This window comes from Paractinoplanes hotanensis, from assembly GCF_023717965.1.
Lineage (GTDB): Bacteria > Actinomycetota > Actinomycetes > Mycobacteriales > Micromonosporaceae > Actinoplanes > Actinoplanes polyasparticus.
This window is the reverse complement of sequence record NZ_JAMQOL010000006.1, coordinates 117914-140637: the sequence shown is the minus strand read 5'-3', so window position 1 is coordinate 140637 and position 22724 is coordinate 117914. Positions and strand designations below refer to the sequence as shown.

Below are 22724 nucleotides of genomic sequence, written 5' to 3'. Positions count from 1 at the left end.
GGGACGAAAAGATTCGTCGTCCAGGCTACGCCGTGTGTGAGAGAAGACTCCTGCCGCACTCAGCTGATGTCGCGCCGCTTGGTCAGCCAGGTGCCCAGGAACCCCGTCACTGCCGCGTACCCGATCAGCACGACGGCCCCGACCCACCGTGGCGGCGTGCCGGGCAGATCGGTCCCCGAGATCATCAGCTGCGACGCGCTCGTCGGCACCAGCACCTGGAGGTTGTTGATCCACTCGGCGACGTACTCGCTGAGCAGCAGGAAGATCAACCCGATGGCCGAGGTGCCGACCACGTACGTGATGGCCAGGATCAACGTGGCCGCGATCTGGCTGCGGATGAGCACGCCGGCGCCGACCCCGAGGATCGCCCAGAGCACGAAGGCCAGCGCGTTCAGCCCGATCGCGCGCCACACGGCGGGCTCGCCGAGCTGACTCGGCAGGTTGAGCGCGTTCATGATCGGCGGCACCACGATGAGATTGAGCACCGTGGTGAACAACCACACGATCAGGCCGATGATGACGGCGGCGCCGAACTTGGCCAGGATGACCGATTCGCGGCGCGGCGTCGTCAGGAACGTGGTGGTCGCCGTGAGGTGGAAGAACTCACTGGTGACGATGATGGCCGACAGCAACAGCACGATCAGCACACCCATGTACTGGCCGCTGGTGTACAGGTTGGTGGCCACGTTGATCGGCTGGAGCGAGGCCTCGAGCTGCGCGCTCTGGGTGTCGGTCACCCCGGAGTCCGGCGGCGGCGCCGTGATGTTGGCGTTCGCCCAGTTCAGGAGCACGCTGGCCGCGTACAGGGGAACCAGGACGATGGCCATGATCCACCACAGCGAGGTGGTGCGGACCTTGAAGAGCTCGGCGTTGACCAGACTCATCGGATGCCCGCCTTTCCGGCCGTGAGCTGCAGGAAGACCTGTTCGAGGTCGCCGCGTTCGGTGGACAGCTCGTGCAGTTCGACGCGCGCGGTGAAGGCGGCGTGCCCGATCGCGGCGGCCTCGGCGCCGTGCACCAGCAGGCTGCCGTCGGAGCCCGGGGTCACGGTCGCGTTGATCTCGGAGAGCGCGGCCGTCAGCTCGTCGGCCTGCGGGGTGCGCACCCGCACCTGCACGCCGCCGCTGAGGTCGCCCAGCACCTCGTCGACCGGGCCCTGGCGGATCAGCTTGCCGGCCGCGACGATGACCACGTCGTCCGCCAGGAGCTGCATCTCGCCCAGCAGGTGGCTCGAGACCAGCACCGTACGGCCCTGGGAGGCGAGCGCCTTGAGCAGGTCACGCATCCAGCGGATGCCCTCGGGGTCGAGGCCGTTGGCCGGCTCGTCGAGGATCAGCACCCGGGGATCGCCGAGCATGGCCGCGGCGATGCCGAGCCGCTGCCGCATGCCCAGCGAGTAGCCCTTGAACTTGCGGTTGGCGGCGGGGGTCAGGCCGACCATCTCGAGCGCCTCGTCGGCCCGGGAGTCGGGCAGGCCGGCGGCGCGGCAGATCATGCGCAGGTGGTTGCGGCCGGTGCGGCCGCGGTGGGCGCTGGACGCCTCGAGCACCGCGCCGACCTCGCGCACCGGGTCGGGCAGGTCGATGTATTTCTGACTGCCGAAGGTGGCCGTGCCGGCGGTCGGCGTGACCAGACCGAGCAGCATGCGCAGCGTGGTCGTCTTGCCCGCGCCGTTGGGCCCGAGGAAGCCGGTGACCCGGCCGGACCGGACCTTGAACGAGAGGTCGTCCACGGCTCGCAGCTTCTTGTACTGCTTTGTCAGGTGATCGACCACGATCTCGTCGGTGCCGGGCGCGCTCATCGACGCAGCTCCTCCCCCGTTTCGGTGAAGGGCACAACCTACTAGATCGTGGCGATCCACGTGGCCCGGGCCGCGGCGATTCGCGATCCGTCCGGCCCGAAGATCGCCGAGAGCACCATCGCCTTGCGCCCCGAGAACTCGGTCGCCTCGCCGACGACCGCGCACGTGGACCCCGGTTCGGGCAGGGCCTCGGCGATCACCGCGATGCGGCCGAGCACGTAGGTGCGGCCGTTCTGCATCGCCGTCCAGCCTCCGGGACAGTCGAGCGCGGCCCAGACCACCGGCAGGTTCACCTCGTCCGGAACGGTCCAGGGCGCGGCCGTACGCCCGTCCGGCAGCGAGCCGGGAAAGATGCGCAATCCGTCCGGCCGTTCCGGGCCGCACACGTAACAGGTGGGGAAGGGGTGGTGGGTGAAACCGGCGAACCCCGCTGCCGCCCGCTCCGCCTCCGGCAGCGCGACCGAGGCAGCGTACGAAATCGGCCCCGCCGCCTCCGTGACCGTCGCCACCAGCGTCTCCCCGTCGTGCACCGAGCCGTCGGCGAAGGTCAGTTCCGTCTCGAGCGGGGGCGGCACGCGCAGGGTGACCTCGAAGGCCGGCCCGCCGAGCCCCGCCCCCGCGGCGACGGCGAAAGCCCCGGCCGACCATCCGCCGTTGCCGGTCGCCGGCGGCCCGTTGAAACGCCTCTCGATAACCATCCGACCGCCCCGCCCGCCGCCCGTGAAAGGTCTAAAGGCATCCATGCCTTGAAGGCTCGCACAAGCCGTTCATTTCACGGCCATGAATCGCCTGCTGGCGCGACATTCCATCGGCAGCTGCCGCCCTTACACACAACACATGGCTGTTCTGCTGACTGCCGCCGCCCCCACCGGGACCAGCGGCTACTCCCTGCTCATCGCCGAGGACCAGAGTCAGGTCGCCGCCGCGCAACGGCTGCGCCACGAGGTCTTCGCCGGTGAACTCGGCGCCACGCTGTCCGGCGCCACCCCCGACGGACGCGACGCCGACGACTTCGACGACTTCTGCGACCACCTGCTCGTGCGCGACGACGCGACCGGCGCCGTGGTCGGCACCTACCGGATGCTTCCCCCCAAGGCCGCCGAGCGGGCCGGCCGGCGCTACGGCGACGGCGAGTTCGACCTGAGCCCGCTGCGCCCGCTGCGCGACCAGCTGGTCGAGACCGGGCGCTCCTGCGTGCACCCCGACCACCGCAGCGGCTCGGTGATCAACCTGATGTGGGCCGGCATCGCCCGCTACATGCACCTGAACAACCTGCGCTGGCTCGGTGGCTGCGCCTCGGTGCCGCTGGACGACGGCGGCGTGACCGCGGCCGGCGTCTGGGCCCGGGTGCAGGCCAAGCACCTGGCCCCGCCCGCCCTGCGGGTCACGCCGCGCCGCTCCTGGCTGGCCGCCACCGAACTCGTGGGCGACCCCCGGACCCAGCCTCCGGCCCTGCTCAAGGGCTATCTGCGGCTGGGCAGCTGGATCTGCGGGGAGCCCGCCTACGACCCCGACTTCAACTGCGCCGACTTCTACGTGCTGTTCTCGATGGACCGGCTGGACCCGCGGTACCGCCGCCACTTCCTGGGCGCGACCCGATGATCGCCGCGCTCTGGCAGCCGGTCTCCGGATGCGGCCCGCACTGCCGGGATTCGGCCGGCCGGCACGCCTTCCCGGGGGTCGCCACCCTGCGCATGATTCTGCTGGCGGTGGTGCTCGTCGGGGGACTGCTGCTGGCGCCTCTGCTGCGCGGTCTGGCCCTGCGCGGCGTGGCCCGCGCGATGCTGGCGGTCCTGGGCATCCGGCTCGTGCGCCGCGGTCCGGCACTGAAGCCGGGCAGCCTGCTGGTGGCCAACCACGTGTCCTGGCTCGACATTCTCGTGCTGACGGCGGTCTCGCCGGTGCGCCTGGTGGCCAAGGGTGAGGTCGGCGCGTGGCCGGGCATCGGGTCGCTGGCCGGGCTGTCCGGCGCCATCTTCATCGACCGCTCGCGGCCGAAGGCGCTGCCCGCGACGGTCGCCGAGGTGGCCGCGGCGCTGCGTTCGGGCCGCACGGTCGCGGCCTTCCCCGAGGGCACGACCTTCTGCGGTACGAGCCAGGGCCGCTTCCGCCCGGCGTTGTTCCAGGCCGCGGTGGACGCGGGCGCTCCCGTGGTGCCGGCCTCCATCCGCTACGACTCGACCGCGGCCGCCTTCATCGGCGACGACACCCTGGTCGATTCGGTCCGCCGGGTGGCCGCGCTACGGTCGCTGACGGTGACCCTGGTGACCGCGCCCGCGCTGCGCCCCGAGCCCGGCGCCGACCGGCGGCTGCTCGCCCGCGCCGCCCAGGCCTCGATGGGGGTCGCCGGCTACCGCCTGGCCGCCTGACCCCCGTCCAACCACCCCGCCCGCCGCCCTTGGCCCGGCTGAAGGCTCTGCCGACGGGCTTACAGAAAACTTTCAGGCAGCGTGCAGGCAAGGGACAGCGCGCTGATAAACAATGGGTCTCATGGCCGCTCAGACCCAGCCCAAGCAGAGCGAGGCGAAACTGCTCGTCGTCGAGGACGACGCGAACATCCTCGAGCTGCTCTCCGCCAGCCTCCGCTTCGCCGGCTTCGACGTGAGCACCGCGACGAGCGGCAGCGCGGCGGTCAGCGCCGCGAAGAACGCCACTCCCGACCTCGTCGTCCTCGACGTGATGTTGCCCGACCTCGACGGTTTCGAGGTCATCCGGCTCATGCGCGAGGGCGGCCAGCGCACCCCCGTGGTCTTCCTGACCGCCCGCGACGGCACCGACGACAAGATCCGGGGCCTGACCCTGGGCGGCGACGACTACGTCACCAAGCCGTTCAGCCTCGAGGAGCTCACCGCCCGCATCCGGGCAGTGCTGCGCCGCACGACCCAGGGCGACGAAGAGCCGTCCCGCCTGGTCTTCGCCGACCTCGAACTCGACGAGGAGACGCACGAGGTCTACCGCGCGGGCCAGCGCGTCCAGCTCTCGCCGACCGAGTTCAAGCTGCTGCGCTACCTCATGCTCAACGCCAACCGGGTGCTCTCCAAGGCGCAGATCCTCGACCACGTGTGGAAGTACGACTTCCGCGGCGACGACAACATCGTCGAGTCCTACATCTCGTACCTTCGCCGCAAGGTCGACAATGTCCAGCCGCGTCTGATCCACACCCTCCGCGGGGTCGGCTACGTGCTGCGCAAACCGGCGGTCTGAGCCGGCCGTGACTTCGACGCTCACCGAGCGGGTTCGCAACTCGATCCCGCCGCAACCCAGCCTGCGCAAGGTCTCGCTGCGCATCAAGCTGGTGGCGTCGGTCCTGGTCCTGGTTTTCGCGGCGCTCACCGCCATCAGCGCGGCCAGCACGTACGCGCTGCACAACTATCTGCTCGACCGGCTCGACACCTCGCTGAGCATCTACGCCGAGACGATCGCCAAGGCGCGCTACGGCTCGAAGATCCCGGTGCCGGGCGACTTCTACGTCTCCACCTCCTCGGTCTGGGGCGTCCGCTCCGACCAGCCGGTGGTGGGCGACAACACCCTCAAGCCGGAAGACCTGCCGCCGCTGGTCAAGGGCCTCGACGAGGTCAACGCCGTGCTGGGCGAGCCCTACACGGTGCGCTCGCCCAGTGGCAAGGTGCACTGGCGCGTGGTGGTCGTGGTCGACGAGAACACCCAGGTCATCCAGGTCGCCGAGAAGCTCTCGGTGATCGGCCTGGCGGTCAACCAGATGGTCTGGGTCGACCTGCTCGTCGGCGTCGGCGTGCTGATCGCGCTGGCCTCGATCGGGGCCGCCATCGTGCGTCAGAGCCTGGTCCCGCTGCTGCAGATCGAACGTACGGCGGCGGCCATCGCGGCCGGCGACCTCACCCAGCGTGTCCCCGACCCCGAAGCGCACGACGGCGAGCCCAGGACGGAACTGGGCCGCCTGGCCAAGGCGCTCAACGCCATGCTGGCCCAGATCGAGGCGGCCTTCAGCGCGCGTGCCCAGAGCGAGTCGGCCGCTCGTGAGGCCGAGTCGGCAGCGGTCGAGGCGGCGGACGCGGCGTTGCTCTCCGAGGCCCGGGCGGTGCGCTCCGAGGGCAAGATGCGGCAGTTCGTGGCGGACGCCTCGCACGAGCTGCGGACGCCGCTGACGACCATCCGCGGCTTCGCCGAGCTCTACCGCCAGGGCGCCGTCACCGACCCCGAGGACGTAGCCCGCCTGGTGCGCCGCATCGAGGACGAGGCCGCCCGCATGGGCCTGCTCGTCGAGGACCTGCTGCTGCTGGCCCGGCTCGACCGCGAGCGCCCGCTCAACCTGGGCCCGGTCGAGCTGCCCGTGCTCGCCCTCGACGCGGTGCAGGCGGCCGAGGCCATGGCGCCCGAGCGCACGATCGAACTCGAGGTGCGCGACCAGCCCGACCAGCTCGTGGCCCGGGGCGACGACGCCCGGCTGCGCCAGGTGATCGGCAACCTCATGACCAACGCGCTGGTGCACACCCCGCCCGACGCGACGGTCACCCTGCGGCTGTACGCCGAGCCCGGTGACCGCGCGGTGGTCGAGGTGTCCGACACCGGGCCGGGCCTCAGCGAGAAGCAGCGCGCGCACGTCTTCGAGCGGTTCTACCGCGCCGACGAGGCCCGCACCCGGCACACCGACCGCGCTGCCACCGGCACCGGCCTGGGACTGGCCATCGTGGCGGCCATTGTCAGGTCGCACCAAGGAACCGTCGAGGTGATCAGCGAACCCGGACAGGGAGCCACGTTCCGGGTCACTTTGCCTACGCTAAATCCCGACAAAGGGTTTTCAGAAAACATCCAGGGCTAGCACAGGTCGGTACGAGCCGGACGGGGCAAGGTGGGGGACATGAACGAGAACGAGACCGACCCGCGACCCGCGGACGCCTCATCCGAGAGCAGCAGCCCGCAGCGGGGACAGTCTGAGGAGCCGACCGCCGCCCAGCCGGCGGTCCCGCAGGCCCCGCAGCCCGCCCCGCCGCAGGCTCCTCACTGGGGGCCGCCGATGCCGAACGCCCCGCAGTCCGGCGTTCCGCAGTCCGCAGCACCGCAGTCCGCAGCACCGCAGTCCGCAGCACCGCAGACGGGCGCGCCCCAGTGGCAGCAGTCCCACTGGCAGCAGCACGCCGGCTATCAGCAGCCCGGCTACGGCCAGCAGCAGCCGCACCCCGGCTTCCACCAGCAGCCCTACGGCCAGCAGCCCGGCTATGCCACCGGCGCCGCCTGGTCCGCTCCCGGGGCGACGCAGACCCAGACGCTCCCCGGCGTCGAGGGCCAGGCCTGGCCTTCCGGCTCCGAAGGGCAGCCGATCTGGGCCACCCCCGTCGACCAGCAGCAGCCCCGGGGCAACGGCCGCGGCCGCAAGGTCTTCGTGGCCGGCGCCGCCGCGGTGCTGATCGCGCTGGGCGCGGGTGGTGTCGGCGCCGCCACGGCGCTGGCCTTCGACGACGACGGCACTTCCCCGTCGGTGCAGACGGGCAACTCGTCGGTCACCCGTGTGGTCGACCGCTCGTCGCTCGCCCAGATCGCTTCGGCCGTGCAAGACAGCGTCGTCTCGATCACCACCGGCAACGGTGAGGGTTCGGGCGTCGTCATCTCGACCGACGGTTACGTCGTCACCAACAACCACGTGGTGGCCACCGCTCAGGGCGACAAGGTCACCGTGATCTTCGCGGACGGCAAGAAGGCGGACGCCGCCATCGTCGGCACCGACCCGCGCACCGACCTGGCCGTCGTCAAGACCTCCGGCCTGTCCGACCTCAAGGCGGCCACGTTCGGCAGCAGCGCCAAGATGCAGGTCGGCGACACGGTGCTGGCGATCGGCAGCCCGCTGGGCCTCGAGGGTTCGGTCACCGCCGGCATCATCAGCGCGAAGGACCGCACCATCCAGTCCAGCGGCGAGGGTGAGCAGCAGAGCCCGTTCGGCAACAACCAGCAGCAGCAACAGGGCTCGTCCACCACGATGTCGGGCCTGCTGCAGACGGACGCGCCGATCAACCCCGGCAACTCCGGTGGCGCCCTGGTCAACACGAACGGCGAGGTCATCGGCATCAACTCGGCCATCGCCACGTCGGGCAGCACCGGCAACATCGGCCTGGGCTTCGCCATCCCGAGCGACAAGGCCAAGCAGGTGGCCGACGACCTGATGGCCGGCAAGAAGGTCAGCCACCCGGCGCTGGGCGTCAGCGTGACCCCGGCCGAGAACGGCGGAGCGCTGGTCAGCAGCGTCACTCCCGGCAGCGCGGCTGCCTCGGCCGGCCTCCAGCAGGGCGACGTGATCACCTCGGCCGACGGCAAGACCATCGGCGATTCCGACGACCTGGTCGCGGCGGTCCAGTCCGGCACGGTCGGCCAGAAGATGACCCTCGACTACACCCGTGACGGCGAGAAGAAGCAGATCACGGTGACCCTGGCCGAGGCCAAGTAGAGCTTTTCCCTCCGCTGCGGCGGGTGGTGCGACAAGGGGGTTGTCGCACCACCCGCCGTACGTTTGTCCGGCGTCATTCTCCAAAAACCCAACAAAACGGGGCAAATCACTGCGGGGGACTCGCCATCCAGCTTCCCGAGCGCCTAATCTGCCATTCGCATCGGCGCTCCCCCCGGCACTGAGAGGCACCAGTTGACGTACGTCGAGACCCGGATGAATGTCTGGGAGGCGCTGGCTGGTCGCGCCCCGGGTGAACCGTCCGGCCCGGCGGATCCCGGGCTCTGGGGCGCGGTCGTCGACCGGCTCAATCCGACGAGCGCGCGGCCCGTCCTGCGCGCCGGCGTCGAGTACGTGCAACTCATCGACGCCCGTGGCGGCGACTACGTCATGCTGCGCTCGCCCGACGACGGCGAACGCGCCAGCTACCTGCGACTCACCCCCGAGGAGTGGGAGCTCGCCCTGCTCATGGACGGCGAGCACACGGTGGCCCGGCTGGTGGCCGAGTTCGCCCGCATCGCCGGCCGTCTCGCCCCCGACCAGGTGCGCCGCGTGGTCGCCGACCTGGCCGGCAACCGCATGCTCGACGAGCTGCCGATGGACGCCTTCCGCCCGCTGGAGGAGCTGGCCCGCCGCCCGTTGCAGGAACGCGTCGGCAACTCGCTGCTGGCCGCCGCCCGCGGCCGCCGCATGCTCCTGGTCGACGTCGACGGCCTGGTCACCGCGCTCTACCGGGCCGGTGGCCGGCTGTTCTTCAACAAGGCGGCCGCCATCGTCACCGCCGTGCTCGCCGTGGCCGGCTTCGGCCTGTTCCTGGCGACCTGGTCGCGGGGGAGCCGCTCGCTGTTCCTCACCGGCGACTCGTACGTGGTCGGCGCCCTCACCCTCGTGCTGCTCAACCTGGTCGTGGTCGGCGTGCGCGAGTGGGCCCGGGCCATGGCGGCCAAACACTCCGGACGTGAGGTGCCGGCCGCCGGTTTTCTCGTCTGGTTCGGACTGCCCTCGCTCTTCGTCGACACCAGCGACGTCTGGATGGCCGGACGCCGCGCCCGCATTCTGGTCTCGGCGGCCGGGCCGCTGAGCGCGCTGTTCCTCGGCGGTCTGGCCCAGCTGGCCGGCCTGGCCCTGCCCGCGGCGGCCGACCTGGCCTTCAAGCTGGCCTTCCTCTGCTACCTGAGCGCGTTCGTCCACCTCAGCCCGCTGCTGCCGCTCGACGGGCAGTACCTGCTGATGAACTGGCTCGAGGTGCCGCAGGTGCGCAACCGGGCGCTGGCCTGGGTCAGTGGCCGGCTGCGGGGCCGCCCGCCACGCTGGGGCGCGCTGGACCGTGAGGGCCGGCTGATCGCCCTCTACGGCTTCGTGGCCGTCTGCTGGGTCGCCGTCGCCCTCAACGTGGCCGTCCGCCTCTGGGAGGACAGGCTCTCGGGCCTGGCCACCGGCCTGTGGCACGACGGCCCGCTCGGCGTCCTGCTGCTGCTGGTCATCGTGCTCGGCCTGGCCGCCCCGATTGTGTACTTCCTGCTCGGCCGGTTGACCCGGTGGTGGGCGACCTCGCGGCTGCGCCGGGCCGAGAACGACCGCGAGGCCGACAGCCCGCGCCGCCTGGCCGCGCTCCGCGCCTCGGAGCTGGGTGGCCTGCCCGAACCGGCGCTACAGGGCCTGGCCTCCCGGGCGCGCTGGGTGCACCCGCCGACCGGTCGCCAGATCGTCAACGCCGGCGGCGCTCAGCAGGCCGTCTTCGTCGTCGTCGAGGGCGCCCTCGAGGCGCGCCGGCCCGGCGACCCGCCCGGCACGATCCGCCACCACGTCGGCCCCGGCGGCGTCGTCGGCCTGGTCAACGCGATCACCGGCCGGTCCACCCAGCTCGACTGGCACACCGCCGGCACCACGCTGCTGTCGATTCCCACCGCGACCGTGGCCACCGTGGTCGGGCCGCTGCCCGGCCCGCCGCCGCACGACCGGGTCGAAGCCGAGGCCCTCTTCGCCGACACCCCCGCGCTGGCCGGGCTCGCGGCCGACCAGCGGCTCGCCCTGATCGCCTCCGCCCATCCGGTCGACCTCGACCCCGGCGCGCCGGTCATCCTGCCCGGCCCCACCCACGCCGTGGTCGTCGAGTCCGGCGTGATCGCGCTGCCCGACGGCGTCGAGCTGCGCCGGGGAACGCTGGTCGGCCCGGTCGGCGACGGCAGCCCCGGCATGGTCGCGCAGACCATCACGCCCGTACGGCTGTGGGTCGTGCCCGACGCCTCCGACCTGCCGCCGCTGGTCGGCGCCACCCACCGCCCCGGCTCGCCCATGCCGGTCGTGACAGCAAGGGGTGCGCTGCGGCCCGGATCGCCCGGCGGTGGCTCGTACCCGCCGCTCAACCTGCCGCCCGGCCCGCCCGACGGCGGTGGCAACCCCGAGGCCGACAAGCGCTTCGAGCGCGGCCTCGTCTGGCTCACGGTCGTGGTGCTGACCACAGCGCTCTTCCTCACCGGCCTGTCGTTCCGCCCCGGCCCGGCCTGGGCCGAGATGCCGGCCGACCGGGTGCTCCTCTCGGTCGACGAGGGCCTGGTCACGGCCACCCTCGACGGCTCGCCGCAGAACCTCGACGGCGGTGCGCGGCGCTACCTCGACCAGGGCGAGACGATCGAGGTCTCGTCCCGGGCCACGGCCACGCTGACCTTCCCGGGCGGTGCGACCACGCTGCTGTGCGCGAACACCCGGATCGGCGTCGGCACCCTCGCCACCGGCGGTGGCCGCGATCAGAGTCCCAAGGCCACGATCTCGCTCCAGTCCGGACGGGTGCTCGCCGGCACGGGCAGCACCAGCGGCGCCTACAAGCCGCTGACGCTGACCGTCGACCGCAGCGGCGGCCAGGTCACCAACAGCGGCGCCGCCTGGTATTCGGTGGAGCCGGCGGCGCTCACCGTCTCGCGCGGCACGGTCCAGGTCGACGGCGCGCCCAGCGCGGCCACCGGCGGTCAGCTCGCGTGCGCCGACGGCGTGCCGGTCGAAGCGCCCGCCTCGAGCAGCCCCGAACCGGAGGAGAGCTTCGAGCCCTTACCGTCCGATCCGGCATCGATCAATCCGTCGATCGCCCCGAGCACGACACCCCCGACAAGCGATACGGTAGTCACACCGTCACAGACCGCTGATCCGAACGACGACGACGAGCCGACCGCCGAGCCGACCCGCACGTTCACCCGGCCGGCGACCACCCCGCCGCCCGCCACCACCCGGCCCACCACGGCGCCGACGACGCGCCCGCCGGCGACGACTGTCCCCACCACCAGTCCCCCCGCCACCACGCCGCCGCCGCCCACGACGCCCCCACCGCCGGAGGAGACGGAGGCTCCGAGCAACCCGCAGGCGAGCCCGACCGCCGAGGACTGACGTGGGCGGGGCGCTGTCGCGGCGCCCCCTCGACGTCAGGAGGTTCGATGCTCTGCTGGTTCTGCGCCGAGTCGGCCCGGGCGAGCTGCCGCTTCTGCGGCCGCGGCGTCTGCGCCGAACACGCCCGGTTCGGTCCCTATCTGCTGCAGGTCAGCCGGTCCGAGACGAGGCGGCGGGCGGAGGCGCTGGTGGTCGACGACGCGGTGCAGTGCGGCACCTGCCGGCCACGACCACACGCAGTGGCGATGCCGGAACTGGACTGAGCACCGTACCGTCAGTGCATGGTTCGACACGACGGCGAGAACAACCTGGGTGTGTGGTCGGAATTCGGCTCGGTGGCCGGCATGGTCGCCGGCCGCACCGCGGAGGGCGTCACCGACGGCGTGACCGGCGACGTGCAGACCGGTTTCGGTGACCGCCCCGACCTCGACGGCCTGCCCGACATCACGGTCGGCGCCACGATCGCCCAGGCCGCGGTCGAGCTGGCCCCGCCCGAGGGCTACGACAACCGGGTGGACGCCGACGGCGACGGCACCGACGACGACGCCACCTATCTGGGCCGCCCCGACGGCGGCGTCGACATCCTGGTCGACGTGAACGGCGACGGCGAGGTCGACTTCGTCGGCGCCGACGTCGACCTCGACAACCGGGTCGACTTCGCCGACTACGACAAGGACCGCGACGGCGTCTTCGAGAAGCGCATGTTCGACGACAACGGCGACGGCTTCCTCGACCGCGCCGAGTTCCTGCCCGGCGACAGCTGACCTCACGCCGCCCAGTCGACCGGCGTGACGCTCCCGCTCAGCCAGTCCCGCCGCAGGATCCCGTACCCGATGGTGTCGTGCAGCCGGCCGTCACTGCCGGGCCAGGCCTCGCGGTAGTGCGCCTCCTTGACGAAACCGCAGGCCCGGAACACCGCGCACCCGGCCCGGGCGGCTGGCTTGCCCTCGTAGGACTCAACCAGGGATCGAAGGTCACCCGGTTCTCCGTGGCCGTCCTCACGTAGAGGGTGGTGAGGGCGGACGTGATCAGGAGTACGGCGCGGCGTCGCTCGGGCTGTCGGGGGTGGGAACGAGAATGGTCACGGTTGGTACCGGTGAGGCCCTGGGATACCACCTGTCGGGCGTGGCGCCAGGCCCAGTTCCGCCGTCAGCGGATTCGCCTACAGGGGAATCGCTGGGAGGTCGGGGCCGGTCTGGGGAGACTGGGGTACGTCGAATGGCCGGTCGGGTGACAGGTCCCGCGGCGGATGCGAGAGGGTGTTGTCATGAGTGTTGACGAGTTGACGATGCGGGGCGGCGGCGCATCCTTCGATGACCAGGTGTTCGAGCGGCTGCTCCGGGAGCGGATCATCTTTCTCGGCAGTGAGGTCAACGACGAGGTGACCAACCGCATCTGCGCCCAGATGCTGCTGCTGGCCTCGGCCGACAGCGAGAGGGACATCGCGCTCTACATCAACTCGCCCGGCGGCTCGATCAGCGCCGGCATGGCGGTGTACGACACGATGCAGTACATCAAGAACGACGTGGCCACGATCGCGATGGGCATGGCCGCCTCCATGGGGCAGTTCCTGCTCTGCGCGGGCACGCCCGGCAAGCGGTACGCGCTGCCGCACGCGCGGATCATGATGCATCAGCTGTCCGGCGGCATCGGCGGCACCGCGGCCGACATCGCCATCCAGGCGGAGAGCATGTTGCACATCAAGAACGTGATGAACGAGCGGATCGCCTTCCACTCGGGCCACACGCCCGAGGAGATCGAGGCCGACTCCGACCGTGACCGCTGGTTCACCGCCGAGCAGGCCCGCGACTACGGGCTGGTCGACCACGTGATCAGCAAGGCCAACCAGGTCACGAACACGACCTCGCTGGTCTGAGCCACGTCTGAGCAACGCCTGAGCAACGTTCGAGCGTGTCGTGGGAACGCTCTGAGCAGCTGAAACAACGGTCGTGCGGCGGGTGCCGCACGGCCGTTGTGTCGTTTTCGGCGGTTCGGGGTACACCAAAGCATCCCCCGAATCTGTCAAGGAGGTGCTGACGTGAGGCTCCCGACGTTCTCCCGCCAGTCCACGAGCGATACCTCGGAGACGCCCGAGCGACCGGCCGCAACCGGCACGGTCACCCGGCCGGACGAGGACAACACCACCGAGGTGCGTCCCGCTCCGACCCCGGTGCGCGCCCGTCGCGACGAGCCCGACACGCTGACCGACCTACCGCCCGCACCCAAGCACGCGAGCCGCACCGACACGCCGCCCCCGCCTCCGGCCGCCACGACGACGGCCCGGCCGGCGACGGCCCACCCGGCGCCGGCCACGACGACGGGCGGCCCGGCCACGACGACGACGGCCCGACCGACCGGATCGGCCGCCGTCGACCACCCGGTCGCCACCGGCCCCAAGCCGCGGGCCAGCCTGCTCGCCACCCTCGGCCTGATCCTCGCGGTGGCCTCGGTGCTGCTCGTGCTCTCGGGCCCCCTGATGGGCTACGGCCTCGGCGTCGCCGGTCTGGCCCTGGTGCTGTCGCTCAGCGGCATCCACGCCACGGGCAAGCGTCACGTGGCCGGCAAGACCGACGCCCTGCTCGGAATGATCCTCTCGCTGGGCGCGATCGTGCTCGGCGTGCTCGCGCTGACCGGTGCGCTGAGCTGGCTGGGCACCGACGCCCAGCCGGTGAACACGGTTCGCGAGTGGCTTGACGCACGGTTTATCGACCGCTTCTGACGGGTATCTGACATTCGCCGACGGCGATGCGCCGGAAGCAAGGATCGGAACCGGGACTGACGCTGATCAGTCCCGCCCCGGAAACGCCCGGCGGTGCGCCGGCAACACTTGATCTCGCGGGTGGCCTGGTTCAGGCCACCCGCGAGGTGTGTTTGCAACGAATCTCCGCCGAGGACCCCGAGCACGCAATGATCGAAAGCAGCTTGCAGGGTTGAACTGAGGCCTGCGACGGGGTCGCCCGCCTAGCGTTTCAGCCATGACGACCACGGCTTCGCCGCGCCGCTACCTCATGTGCCGGCCCACCCACTTCGCGGTGACCTACCGCATCAATCCGTGGATGGATCCCACGGCGCCCTACGACAACGCGCTCGCCGTCCAGCAGTGGGAGAACCTGCGGCAGACGTACCTCGACCTGGGTCACACGGTCGAGCTGATCGAGCCGCTGCCGGGGCTGCCCGACATGGTCTTCTCCGCGAACGGCGCCACGGTGGTCGACGGTCGTGTGCTGGCCGTGCAGTTCCGCGACGCCGAGCGGGCCGACGAAGCCCCGGCGTACGCGGCCTGGTTCCGCGAGCACGGCTTCGAGGTGACCGAGCCGAAGCACACCAACGAGGGCGAGGGCGACATCCTGCTCGCCGGCGACGTGCTGCTGGCCGGCACCGGCTTCCGCACGGCGCACGCCTCGCACGCCGAGACGCAGGAGGTGCTGCGTCGCCCGGTGATCACGCTGCAACTGGTCGACCCATCCCTGTACCACCTCGACACCGCGCTCTGCGTGCTCGACGACACCAACGTGGCGTACCTGCCGGCCGCCTTCTCGCCCGGTTCCCAGGCCGTGCTCAAGCAGCTCTACCCGCACGCGGTGATCGCCGACGAGCAGGACGCCGCGGTGCTCGGCCTCAACGCGGTCAGCGACGGCCGTACGGTGGTCCTGCCGGTTCAGGCCACCCACCTGGCCGCCGAACTGCGGGCCGCGGGCTACCAGACCGTCGGGGTCGACGTCTCCGAGCTGCGCAAGGCCGGCGGCGGACCCAAGTGCTGCACGCTGGAGGTGCGATCGTGACGACCGTCGAGAACCGGACACCGGCCGAGCTGGCCGAGGCCGAGCGCTACACCGCCCACAACTACCACCCGCTGCCCGTCGTGATCACCGAGGGCGAGGGCGCCTGGGTCACCGACGTCGACGGCCGCCGCTACCTCGACTTCCTGGCCGGCTACTCGGCGCTGAACTTCGGGCACCGGCACCCCGGGCTGATCGCCGCCGCGCACGCGCAGCTCGACCGGATCACGCTGACCAGCCGGGCGTTCGTGCACGACCAGTTCGCCGAGTTCTGCCGCTCGCTGGCCGAGCTCTGCGGCAAGGAGCTCGTGCTGCCGATGAACACCGGGGCCGAAGCCGTGGAGACCGCGATCAAGGTCGCCCGCAAGTGGGGTTACCAGGTCAAGGGCGTGCCGGACGGCCAGGCCGAGATCATTGTGGCCGCCGACAACTTCCACGGGCGCACGACCACGATCGTCAGCTTCTCGACCGACCCCGACGCGAAGGCCGACTTCGGCCCGTACACCCCGGGTTTCACCATCGTTCCGTACGGCGATGAGGCCGCGTTGCGCGAGGCGGTCACCCCCAACACGGTCGCCGTGCTGATGGAGCCGATCCAGGGTGAGGCCGGCGTGCTCGTGCCCCCGGCCGGCTACTTCGCCGCGGTGCGGGCGCTCTGCGACGAGCACAACGTGCTGCTGGTGGCCGACGAGATCCAGTCGGGTCTGGGTCGCACCGGCCGCACGTTCGCCATCGAGCACGAGGGTGTCGTCCCCGACATGTACGTGCTGGGCAAGGCGCTGGGCGGCGGCATCGTGCCGGTCTCGGCCGTGGCCGCCAACCGTGACGTGCTGGGTGTCCTCAAGCCGGGCGAGCACGGCTCGACGTTCGGCGGCAACCCGCTGGCCTGCGCGGTCGGCGGCGAGGTGGTGCGCCTGCTGGCCACCGGCGAGTTCCAGCGGCGCTCCGCCGAGCTGGGCGAGCACCTGCACGCCCGGCTGAACGCGCTGATCGGCCACGGTGTGATCGCGGTGCGCGGGCGTGGGCTCTGGGCCGGCGTCGACATCGACCCCACGCTGCTCACCGGCCGTCAGGCGTGCGAGCGGCTCGCCGAGCGCGGCGTGCTCGCCAAGGACACGCACGGCTCGACGATCCGCCTGGCGCCGCCGCTGGTCGTGACCGCGGAAGAGATCGACCACGCCGTCGACCAGCTGGCAGCACTTCTCCGCGGCGATCGCGGAGAAGCGCAGTAAAACAGTTTCTCCGCGATCGCCTGGTAGAGCCGGCGATCCTGAACTAGCCTCGCTCAAACTTTCGGAGGGCCATCGTCGGCGCCTCGGCCATCACCGATTCGGGTTGGACGACGCCGCCGGTGGCCCACATCTTGGACCGGCCCACCTGGACGCCGGCGTAGAGCTCGACCACGTCCTCGGCGGCCAGGGTGCGGCTCTCCTGACGGTGCAGGGCGACCCGCTCGTCGTCGTTGACCGTGCCGCCGGGGCGCACACCGCTGCCGTTGGTGCTGATGTCCTGCACCGTCAGGTTGCCGTCGGTGCGCAGGGTGAACTGCACGTGCCCACGGCTGATCCACTTGCGGGCGTCGTCGGTCAGCCACTGGCCGAGCATGACGCCCCGGCCGCCCTCGGGCGCCCGGCCGACCACGACCGGCTCGTCGGTCGAGACCACGAACCGGCGGCGGACGACGCCGTCGATGCGGACCGAGAGAACCTCGACCGCCGCCCGGGGGCCCGCGTCCCGCAGCTGGGCGCCGTGCCGGGGACAGCTGGGCACGCCGCCGCGCAGCGACGGCGGCGGCTGGGAGACCGGGCTGGTGTAGGTGCGCATGTCGGCGAACGGGCTGTCCGGGTCGCCGCCGGAGCCGAAGCTCGTGCAGTTGGGCTCGGGGCAGCTCCAGACCCGGGCCAGCAGGCGCTCACCCAGCGGGGAACGCTCGGCCGCCTGCGGAGGCTCGCCCCGGCCGACGCGGGCCATCAGCACCGTACTGCCGCCCTCGCCGGCGACCGCGGCCAGCAGGCGGCCGGGCTCGTCGACCCAGGGGTGCCGCTCGCTGGTGCCGCGGGTGCGGGTGAGCACCGGCAGCCCGAGCAGCTCGGCCACCTCGAAGACGCGGTCGTCGAGCTGGGGCACGACCTCGACCTTGCCGTCGTCGGCCCAGCGGCGGATGACCATGCGCTCGTTCGAGGTGAGATCGGTGTCCGAGAGCAGGCCGCGCGGGGCCACCACGAAGACCGGCACGTTCTCTTCCGAGAGTCGCTTGCCGAGGGCGTCGACGACGAGACCGAGGCGCACCGAGCTGGCCGGGCGGCCGCCGTCGAGGTCGGCGTAACGCACGATCTCCGACAGGTCGACCACTGCGCGGGCGAGCGCCGGATCGGTGGTGAGGCGCACCTCGATGGCGTCGAGGACCTTGCTGACCTCGAATCTCACGAGTCCTCCCGGATGGTCGGCGGGTGTCTGTGCAACGGCAATCATGCCGTGTGCGCTGCGGAGGCGGTCATCACACCCCTCAGTGACGGTCCGGTTGTCCGTCGTGTCCGTTTGCCTTTCCCGGCTATCGGGAATTGACGGGGGTCACAGAGCCGGCCCATCGACGGGCCGGCCGGGCTGAAGGGACGGACATGCGGACACCACGGCTCGCGGAGCTGGGAATCGCGACGATGGCGACAGCCGCGCTGGCGCTGGCCGGCTGCGACTCCACTTCTCCGTCCGGCTCGGCCTCGGCGCCGGCGTCGGCGCCGGCCACGGGGTCGGCATCGGCTTCGGTGAGTGCGGCCGACCCGGCGGCGGTCGAGGCGCTCACGAAGGCGACCTCGCAGCTCGGCACGACCAGCTTCAAGATGACCGCCACGTCGGGGTCCGGCTTCAAGCTGACCGGCGCGGTCGACCCGGCGCAGGGTGTGGGCGAGGCCGATCTCAAGGCGACCGGGCCCAACGCCGAGCTCAGCATCAAGACCCTGCTGACCGGTCAGGACCTCTACCTTCAGGTGCCCGGTTTCACCAAGGCCGGCACGTGGACCCATGTCGACGTCGCGCGCCTGCCCGAGGGGGCCAACGTGGGCCTGCGCCCCGGCCAGCTCGACCCGGTGAACACGTCGAAACTGCTGAGTTCGGCCACTGACGTACGGTCGACCGGCGCCAACGCGTACGCCGGGACGCTCGATCTGACCAAGGCCGTCGGCCTGGCCGGCGTCTCGCAGGTCACCATCGACGAGTCGGGCGCGCAGGCCGAGAAGGTGCCGTTCACCGCGACCACCGACGACCAGGGCCGGCTGTCCGAGCTGACCATCGAGATCCCGGCCGTCAACGGTCAGGCCGCGCAGCCCCTGAAGGTGCTCTACAGCGACTACGGCGCTCCCGTGAGCGTCACCAAGCCGGCTGCCACCGAGGTGACCGAGGCGCCCGACAGCCTCTACAACTCTCTCGGCAGCTGATCCCGGCTCTCCCAGCGATCCTCGGCGGCGGGCGTCTCAGACGTCCGCCGCCGATCTGCGCGCGGTCCAGTCGGTGCTCAACGGGCGGAACGCGGGGTGGTGCTCCTCGATCCACGAGTCGATCCGCGCCCACCAGTCGTACAGCCAGGCGACCCGCTCCTCCTCGCCGGCGGGGATCTCGTCGGGCGGGACGCTCCAGAACTTCATCACCAGCCGCTTGTCCATCGGCAGCTCCTGCCAGACGTCGGTGACGGTCACCATCCGGTCGAGCCCGGTGTGGGCCACGAAGACGACCCCGGCGTCGGGCGCCGCGTCGATCGCCGCGAACAGCCCGCCCGGCTTGGGCGGCAGCAGGTGCCGCAGATTTTCGGCCCGCTCGGCGGCGTCGGCCAGGCCGCGCGCCTTGAGCCGGGCGATGGCGCTGGTGCGGCGGCGCGGCGTGAAGTTCCCGCCCTCGGGAAAGATCACGAAGGCGTCGTTGTCGTCGAGGCCGGTGGCCGTCTCGCCGATCTGCTGCTCGAGGGTGCTCGTGCCGGTGCGACCGGGCGAGATGAACCTGTTCGGCAGCCGGTTGAGCAGCACGTCGACGGCCGGGTCCCATTGCAGCGTGGCCTTGAGGACGATCCGCGGCTCGCGCTGGAACCAGTTGGTCAGCGCATGGATCAGGACGAACGAGTCGCCCGGCCCGGCGTGCCGGCTCACCACGATCTCGGGCCGGCCCGGCAGCGCCGTGTCGGGGTCGGTGCCGACCACGTCGACGGTCAGGTGCAGGGCCCACTTCGCGATCCAGAACAGCAGCGCCAAGAAGCGGCCGGTCACCACGTAGTGGGCGCGTTGGAAGCGGGGGCTGCGAATCTTGAAGCCGAAGCCGGACGCGACCCACAGCGCCGCGAGCACGACCAGTGCCATCGCGTCCCACAGCAGATACAGGACGGCCAGCAGCACGAGCCGGGGCACCCGCAGGTGGCCGGGGACCATCGGCGATGCCAGCAGAGCCAGCACCAGCCAGATCGGCAACGTGGTGAGCAGCGCAATGGCCAGCACCACGACGGCGGGGGCGATGACCAGGCGGCGGACCCAGATCGGCGGCAGCGGCATCAGGGCACGTCCGGCCCGGGCAGCGGCAGGACGTTGGCGGCCAGGTAGCGACGGGACGCGGTGTAGGCGCGGCTGATACGACGGCCTACCGCAGCCATGTCGCGGTAGGCCCAGGGGCTGTCGTCGCGGCCCTCGCCGCCGCCGGTGGGAAGAACGTGCACCCGTACATCGTCGGGCAGGGCCGCAAGCTCGCGGGCGAAGCGATGCCGCCGGGCGATCTCGAAGGCCACCTGGGCCACCTCCCACGGCCGGCGGGGAACGGCGAGCGGACGCTCCACCCGGCCCACCTGCAGGACGAAGATCAGCTTGGCGCCGAGCCGCACCGCCTCGCCGATCGGGATCGAGTTGACGATCCCACCGTCCACGAAGTGTTCGCCGGCGATCTCCATCGGCGGCAGCAGACCGGGCACGGCCGACGAGGCCAGCACGGCGTCGACCAGCGGACCGCTGTCGAACCAGTGCTCGGCCGCCCGCTCGATGCTGGCCGCGCAGCAGTGGAACGGAACCTTCAGGTCGGCGAAGGTCGAGCCCTCACCCAGTTCACTCTCGAGCAGACGGCGCAGCGGCAGCGGCGAGTGCAGGTGGGTGCGGGCGGCGAAGCGGCGCAACTGCCGCCCGATCGAATCGCCGTAGACGGTGGCCGCCTCGGGCGAGGTCCACAGCCGTACGAGCCGATCCGTGACAGCCTCGTTCGGATCGGACGCCACGAGGGCGCCGTTCACCGCGCCGATCGAGGTGCCGACCACCACGTCCGGCCGGAACCCGGCACGGAACAGGGCACGCAGCATGCCCACCTCGACGGCGCCGAGCACGCCGCCACCGCCGAGCACGAACGCGATCGGGCTATTGACCATGGCTTCATGGTGTCATCACCGGCGCCCCGGCCGTCACGGCCGGGTCAGCAGCGGCAGCCAGATGTCGTCCACGATCCCGGTGATCACCTCGTCCGGCACCGGGCGCATCGTCATGAGCATCTCGTGCCGCAGCAGGTCGAACGGCAGGCTGACGACCCGCGCCGGGCGCGGCCGGTCGGGGACCTCGCCGCGCCGGTCGCCGCCGGTACAGCCCGACCATAGGCCGCCCGGAACCGGCTCGGCCCGGCTGCGCCTCCCCCAGGCTCGCTCGGCCTGGAGGACGACCATCGCTGTTCGGGCTTTGAGCGCAACCGCTCACGCAGGTCGCCCGGGTGGGTCGAGCGTCCTGGGCGCGCCAGCGCCCTGCTCGTCCCGCCCGGGCCCTCGGCGGGAGCAGCGAACCGCACCCACCACCCCGCTACGACATCTGGCTCTTGACCCTGTCGCTTCTGATGCCTACGACAGCGACTTCAAATACACCCCGTTCTGGTTCTGGAATTCGTAGTTGTAGAACTTGTCCCAGTTGATCGACCAGGTCATCAGCCCGCGGAAGTCCGGGTTCGTGCCGCTGCGCGGGCTGTACGAGCCGCAGTTCGTGCCCCGCACCAGGCAGCCCACTGCCTGCTGCACCGCCGCCGGCGCGACGTAACCGTTGCCGGCGCTCACGGATGACGGAGCGCCGAACGCGACCTGGTCCTCGCGCAGCGCCGGGAACACGTTCGCGGTGTTGCCCGCCACCGGGAAGCCGGCCAGCAGCATGTCGGTCATGGCGATGTGGAAGTCCGCGCCGCCCATCGAGTGGTACTGGTTGTCCAGGCCCATGATGGAGCCGGAGTTGTAGTCCTGGACGTGCAGCACCGTGAGGTCGTTGCGCAACGCGTGGATCACCGGCAGGTACGAACCGGCGCGCGGGTCCTGGCCGCCCCACGGGCCTGAGCCGTAGTACTGGTAGCCGAGTTGCACGAAGAACGTCTCGGGAGCCATCGTGAGCACGAAGTTCGCGCCGTACCGGGCCTTGAGGCTCCGCAGCGCCGAGATCAGGTTGACGATGACCGGCGTGGTCGGGTTCTTGAAGTCGGTGTCGCCCGTGTTCAGCGACAGCGAGTGGCCCTCGAAGTCGACGTCGACGCCGTCCAGGCCGTACCTGTCGATGATCGCGCTGACCGAGCTGACGAACTTGTCGCGCGCGGCGGTCGTGGTCAGCTGCACCTGGCCGTTCTGGCCGCCGATCGACAGCAGCACCTTCTTGCCGGCGGTGCGTTTGGCCCGGATGGCCGCGATGAACTGGGCCTCGGTCTCGACCCCCGGGCACTCCGCGGCCGGGCAGAGGCTGAACCGGATGTCACCCGACGTGGCCGTGGTCGGCTCGCCGAAGGCCAGGTTGACGATGTCCCAGTTGTTCGGCACGTCGGCCATGCGCAGGTAGCCGGAGCCGTTGGCGAAGCTGGCGTGCAGGTAGCCGATCAGCGCACGCTTCGGCAGGTTCGTCGCCGGCGGCGGAGTGGTCGGTGGCGGAGTGGTTGGTGGCGGCGTCGTGGCGGGCGGGGTGGTAGTCGGGGGCGGCGTCGTCGGGGGCGTGGTGCCACCGCAGACCCCGTTGTCGATCCAGACGTCCCACTGCCCGCTGTGGGTGGACGGCGACTCGTTCTGCGTCCACCACTTGGCCGTGTAGTTGTGGCCGTTCTGCGAGGCGCTGTTGTCCTTGACGTAGACGGCGCTCGAGCTCCACGCCGGCGCGCAGGCGGCGGCTGCGCTGGCGCTGGAAGCGAGGTACACAGTGCCGCCACCAGCCGCAAGCACCGCGGCCATGGCGAAGATCATCGATCGGCGCATAGCCAAGTATGAATACTGTTAAGTTTATTTGTAAATAGCCCGCCGACCGCCGGATGCTGTGCTGCGTGCCGCCTGTGCTCGGGTCAACTCGGACAAGCCGCTCGCAAGCTCGAATGGCGTGAATTCGGTGCGGCTGGG

At 71.3% G+C, this 22724-nt stretch carries 22 protein-coding genes; 13 read left to right on the top strand and 9 right to left on the bottom strand.

The features are described 5' to 3' along the window. Positions 1–59: 59 nt before the first annotated feature. Genes LXN57_RS04995 through LXN57_RS04985 form a run of 3 tightly spaced genes read right to left on the bottom strand, consistent with a single transcriptional unit; the run spans position 60 to position 2499 of the window. A complete protein-coding gene (locus tag LXN57_RS04995; RefSeq protein ID WP_251796791.1) occupies positions 60–884 on the bottom strand; it encodes an ABC transporter permease subunit in 825 nt (274 codons plus the stop codon). Continuing rightward, positions 881–1801: an ABC transporter ATP-binding protein gene (locus LXN57_RS04990; protein ID WP_251796790.1), complete on the bottom strand. Its 921-nt coding sequence runs from the start codon at positions 1799–1801 to the stop codon at positions 881–883. Before LXN57_RS04990 ends, LXN57_RS04995 begins: the two co-directional genes overlap by 4 nt. A 41-nt stretch (positions 1802–1842) precedes the next feature. Next, positions 1843–2499 carry a hypothetical protein gene (locus tag LXN57_RS04985; protein WP_251796789.1) on the bottom strand — a complete coding sequence of 219 codons (657 nt, stop codon included), beginning with the start codon at positions 2497–2499 and terminating at the stop codon, positions 1843–1845. 139 nt (positions 2500–2638) lie between these two features. Between LXN57_RS04985 and LXN57_RS04980 the strand changes: the two genes are divergently transcribed. The 8 genes from LXN57_RS04980 to LXN57_RS04945 all read left to right on the top strand — a co-directional run bounded on the left by LXN57_RS04980 (position 2639) and on the right by LXN57_RS04945 (position 12355). Next, on the top strand, positions 2639–3403 hold the full coding sequence (locus LXN57_RS04980; RefSeq protein ID WP_251796788.1) for a GNAT family N-acetyltransferase: 765 nt from the start codon (positions 2639–2641) through the stop codon (positions 3401–3403). Then, positions 3400–4170: a lysophospholipid acyltransferase family protein gene (locus LXN57_RS04975; RefSeq protein ID WP_251796787.1), complete on the top strand. Its 771-nt coding sequence runs from the start codon at positions 3400–3402 to the stop codon at positions 4168–4170. The genes LXN57_RS04980 and LXN57_RS04975 overlap by 4 nt, the downstream gene beginning before the upstream one ends. A 121-nt stretch (positions 4171–4291) precedes the next feature. Then, positions 4292–5005, top strand: a complete 714-nt coding sequence (locus LXN57_RS04970; protein ID WP_250001996.1) for a response regulator transcription factor — start codon at positions 4292–4294, stop codon at positions 5003–5005. Between the two features lie 7 nt (positions 5006–5012). Then, entirely contained in the window at positions 5013–6599 is a 1587-nt protein-coding gene (locus LXN57_RS04965) for a sensor histidine kinase (RefSeq protein WP_251796786.1), read from the top strand. Positions 6600–6638: 39 nt separating this feature from the next. After that, positions 6639–8216: a S1C family serine protease gene (locus LXN57_RS04960; protein WP_251796785.1), complete on the top strand. Its 1578-nt coding sequence runs from the start codon at positions 6639–6641 to the stop codon at positions 8214–8216. 192 nt (positions 8217–8408) lie between these two features. Then, the gene (locus LXN57_RS04955) at positions 8409–11591 is read left to right on the top strand and encodes a cyclic nucleotide-binding protein (RefSeq protein ID WP_251796784.1); all 3183 of its coding nucleotides are present in this window, start codon (positions 8409–8411) and stop codon (positions 11589–11591) included. Positions 11592–11638: 47 nt separating this feature from the next. After that, complete coding sequence (locus LXN57_RS04950) at positions 11639–11854, top strand: hypothetical protein (protein ID WP_184955172.1); 216 nt, start codon at positions 11639–11641, stop codon at positions 11852–11854. Between the two features lie 18 nt (positions 11855–11872). Then, on the top strand, positions 11873–12355 hold the full coding sequence (locus tag LXN57_RS04945; RefSeq protein WP_251796783.1) for a hypothetical protein: 483 nt from the start codon (positions 11873–11875) through the stop codon (positions 12353–12355). 2 nt (positions 12356–12357) lie between these two features. Here the strand turns inward: LXN57_RS04945 and LXN57_RS04940 are convergent, their stop codons facing one another. After that, a complete protein-coding gene (locus tag LXN57_RS04940) occupies positions 12358–12507 on the bottom strand; it encodes a hypothetical protein (RefSeq protein ID WP_251796782.1) in 150 nt (49 codons plus the stop codon). A 351-nt stretch (positions 12508–12858) separates the two neighbouring features. Between LXN57_RS04940 and LXN57_RS04935 the strand changes: the two genes are divergently transcribed. From LXN57_RS04935 to rocD, 4 genes are all read left to right on the top strand, one after another. Continuing rightward, the gene (locus LXN57_RS04935; protein ID WP_221375774.1) at positions 12859–13467 is read left to right on the top strand and encodes an ATP-dependent Clp protease proteolytic subunit; all 609 of its coding nucleotides are present in this window, start codon (positions 12859–12861) and stop codon (positions 13465–13467) included. 162 nt (positions 13468–13629) lie between these two features. Continuing rightward, positions 13630–14310, top strand: a complete 681-nt coding sequence (locus LXN57_RS04930) for a hypothetical protein (protein ID WP_251796781.1) — start codon at positions 13630–13632, stop codon at positions 14308–14310. Between the two features lie 256 nt (positions 14311–14566). Further along, complete coding sequence (ddaH, locus tag LXN57_RS04925) at positions 14567–15373, top strand: dimethylargininase (protein ID WP_251796780.1); 807 nt, start codon at positions 14567–14569, stop codon at positions 15371–15373. After that, positions 15370–16602 carry an ornithine--oxo-acid transaminase gene (gene rocD / locus LXN57_RS04920; RefSeq protein ID WP_251796779.1) on the top strand — a complete coding sequence of 411 codons (1233 nt, stop codon included), beginning with the start codon at positions 15370–15372 and terminating at the stop codon, positions 16600–16602. Before ddaH ends, rocD begins: the two co-directional genes overlap by 4 nt. A gap of 43 nt (positions 16603–16645) precedes the next feature. Here rocD and LXN57_RS04915 read toward each other — a convergent pair whose 3' ends face one another. Continuing rightward, positions 16646–17797: an FHA domain-containing protein gene (locus LXN57_RS04915; RefSeq protein WP_251796778.1), complete on the bottom strand. Its 1152-nt coding sequence runs from the start codon at positions 17795–17797 to the stop codon at positions 16646–16648. Positions 17798–17988: 191 nt separating this feature from the next. Between LXN57_RS04915 and LXN57_RS04910 the strand changes: the two genes are divergently transcribed. Further along, a complete protein-coding gene (locus tag LXN57_RS04910; protein WP_251796777.1) occupies positions 17989–18801 on the top strand; it encodes a hypothetical protein in 813 nt (270 codons plus the stop codon). A 36-nt stretch (positions 18802–18837) separates the two neighbouring features. Here LXN57_RS04910 and LXN57_RS04905 read toward each other — a convergent pair whose 3' ends face one another. From LXN57_RS04905 to LXN57_RS04890, 4 genes are all read right to left on the bottom strand, one after another. Further along, entirely contained in the window at positions 18838–19899 is a 1062-nt protein-coding gene (locus tag LXN57_RS04905; protein WP_251796776.1) for a 1-acyl-sn-glycerol-3-phosphate acyltransferase, read from the bottom strand. Beyond that, entirely contained in the window at positions 19899–20753 is an 855-nt protein-coding gene (locus LXN57_RS04900; RefSeq protein WP_251796775.1) for a patatin-like phospholipase family protein, read from the bottom strand. The genes LXN57_RS04905 and LXN57_RS04900 overlap by 1 nt, the downstream gene beginning before the upstream one ends. 33 nt (positions 20754–20786) lie before the next feature. After that, the gene (locus tag LXN57_RS04895; protein WP_251796774.1) at positions 20787–21041 is read right to left on the bottom strand and encodes a TetR/AcrR family transcriptional regulator C-terminal ligand-binding domain-containing protein; all 255 of its coding nucleotides are present in this window, start codon (positions 21039–21041) and stop codon (positions 20787–20789) included. Between the two features lie 168 nt (positions 21042–21209). After that, positions 21210–22586, bottom strand: coding sequence for a glycosyl hydrolase family 18 protein (locus LXN57_RS04890; RefSeq protein WP_251796954.1), 1377 nt, complete (start codon positions 22584–22586; stop codon positions 21210–21212). Positions 22587–22724 lie beyond the last annotated feature (138 nt).

Excerpts from the sequence above, each read along its gene's own strand:
- LXN57_RS04975 (WP_251796787.1), top strand. The coding sequence starts at position 3,400 with ATGATCGCCGCGCTCTGGCAGCCGGTCTCCGGATGCGGCCCGCACTGC.
- LXN57_RS04935 (WP_221375774.1), top strand. The coding sequence starts at position 12,859 with ATGAGTGTTGACGAGTTGACGATGCGGGGCGGCGGCGCATCCTTCGAT.
- ddaH (WP_251796780.1), top strand. The coding sequence starts at position 14,567 with ATGACGACCACGGCTTCGCCGCGCCGCTACCTCATGTGCCGGCCCACC.
- LXN57_RS04900 (WP_251796775.1), bottom strand. The coding sequence starts at position 20,753 with ATGGTCAATAGCCCGATCGCGTTCGTGCTCGGCGGTGGCGGCGTGCTC.
- LXN57_RS04980 (WP_251796788.1), top strand. The coding sequence starts at position 2,639 with ATGGCTGTTCTGCTGACTGCCGCCGCCCCCACCGGGACCAGCGGCTAC.
- LXN57_RS04960 (WP_251796785.1), top strand. The coding sequence starts at position 6,639 with ATGAACGAGAACGAGACCGACCCGCGACCCGCGGACGCCTCATCCGAG.
- LXN57_RS04990 (WP_251796790.1), bottom strand. The coding sequence starts at position 1,801 with ATGAGCGCGCCCGGCACCGACGAGATCGTGGTCGATCACCTGACAAAG.
- LXN57_RS04895 (WP_251796774.1), bottom strand. The coding sequence starts at position 21,041 with ATGGTCGTCCTCCAGGCCGAGCGAGCCTGGGGGAGGCGCAGCCGGGCC.
- LXN57_RS04890 (WP_251796954.1), bottom strand. The coding sequence starts at position 22,586 with ATGCGCCGATCGATGATCTTCGCCATGGCCGCGGTGCTTGCGGCTGGT.
- LXN57_RS04995 (WP_251796791.1), bottom strand. The coding sequence starts at position 884 with ATGAGTCTGGTCAACGCCGAGCTCTTCAAGGTCCGCACCACCTCGCTG.
- LXN57_RS04970 (WP_250001996.1), top strand. The coding sequence starts at position 4,292 with ATGGCCGCTCAGACCCAGCCCAAGCAGAGCGAGGCGAAACTGCTCGTC.
- LXN57_RS04950 (WP_184955172.1), top strand. The coding sequence starts at position 11,639 with ATGCTCTGCTGGTTCTGCGCCGAGTCGGCCCGGGCGAGCTGCCGCTTC.
- LXN57_RS04905 (WP_251796776.1), bottom strand. The coding sequence starts at position 19,899 with ATGCCGCTGCCGCCGATCTGGGTCCGCCGCCTGGTCATCGCCCCCGCC.
- LXN57_RS04945 (WP_251796783.1), top strand. The coding sequence starts at position 11,873 with ATGGTTCGACACGACGGCGAGAACAACCTGGGTGTGTGGTCGGAATTC.
- LXN57_RS04985 (WP_251796789.1), bottom strand. The coding sequence starts at position 2,499 with ATGGTTATCGAGAGGCGTTTCAACGGGCCGCCGGCGACCGGCAACGGC.
- LXN57_RS04910 (WP_251796777.1), top strand. The coding sequence starts at position 17,989 with ATGCGGACACCACGGCTCGCGGAGCTGGGAATCGCGACGATGGCGACA.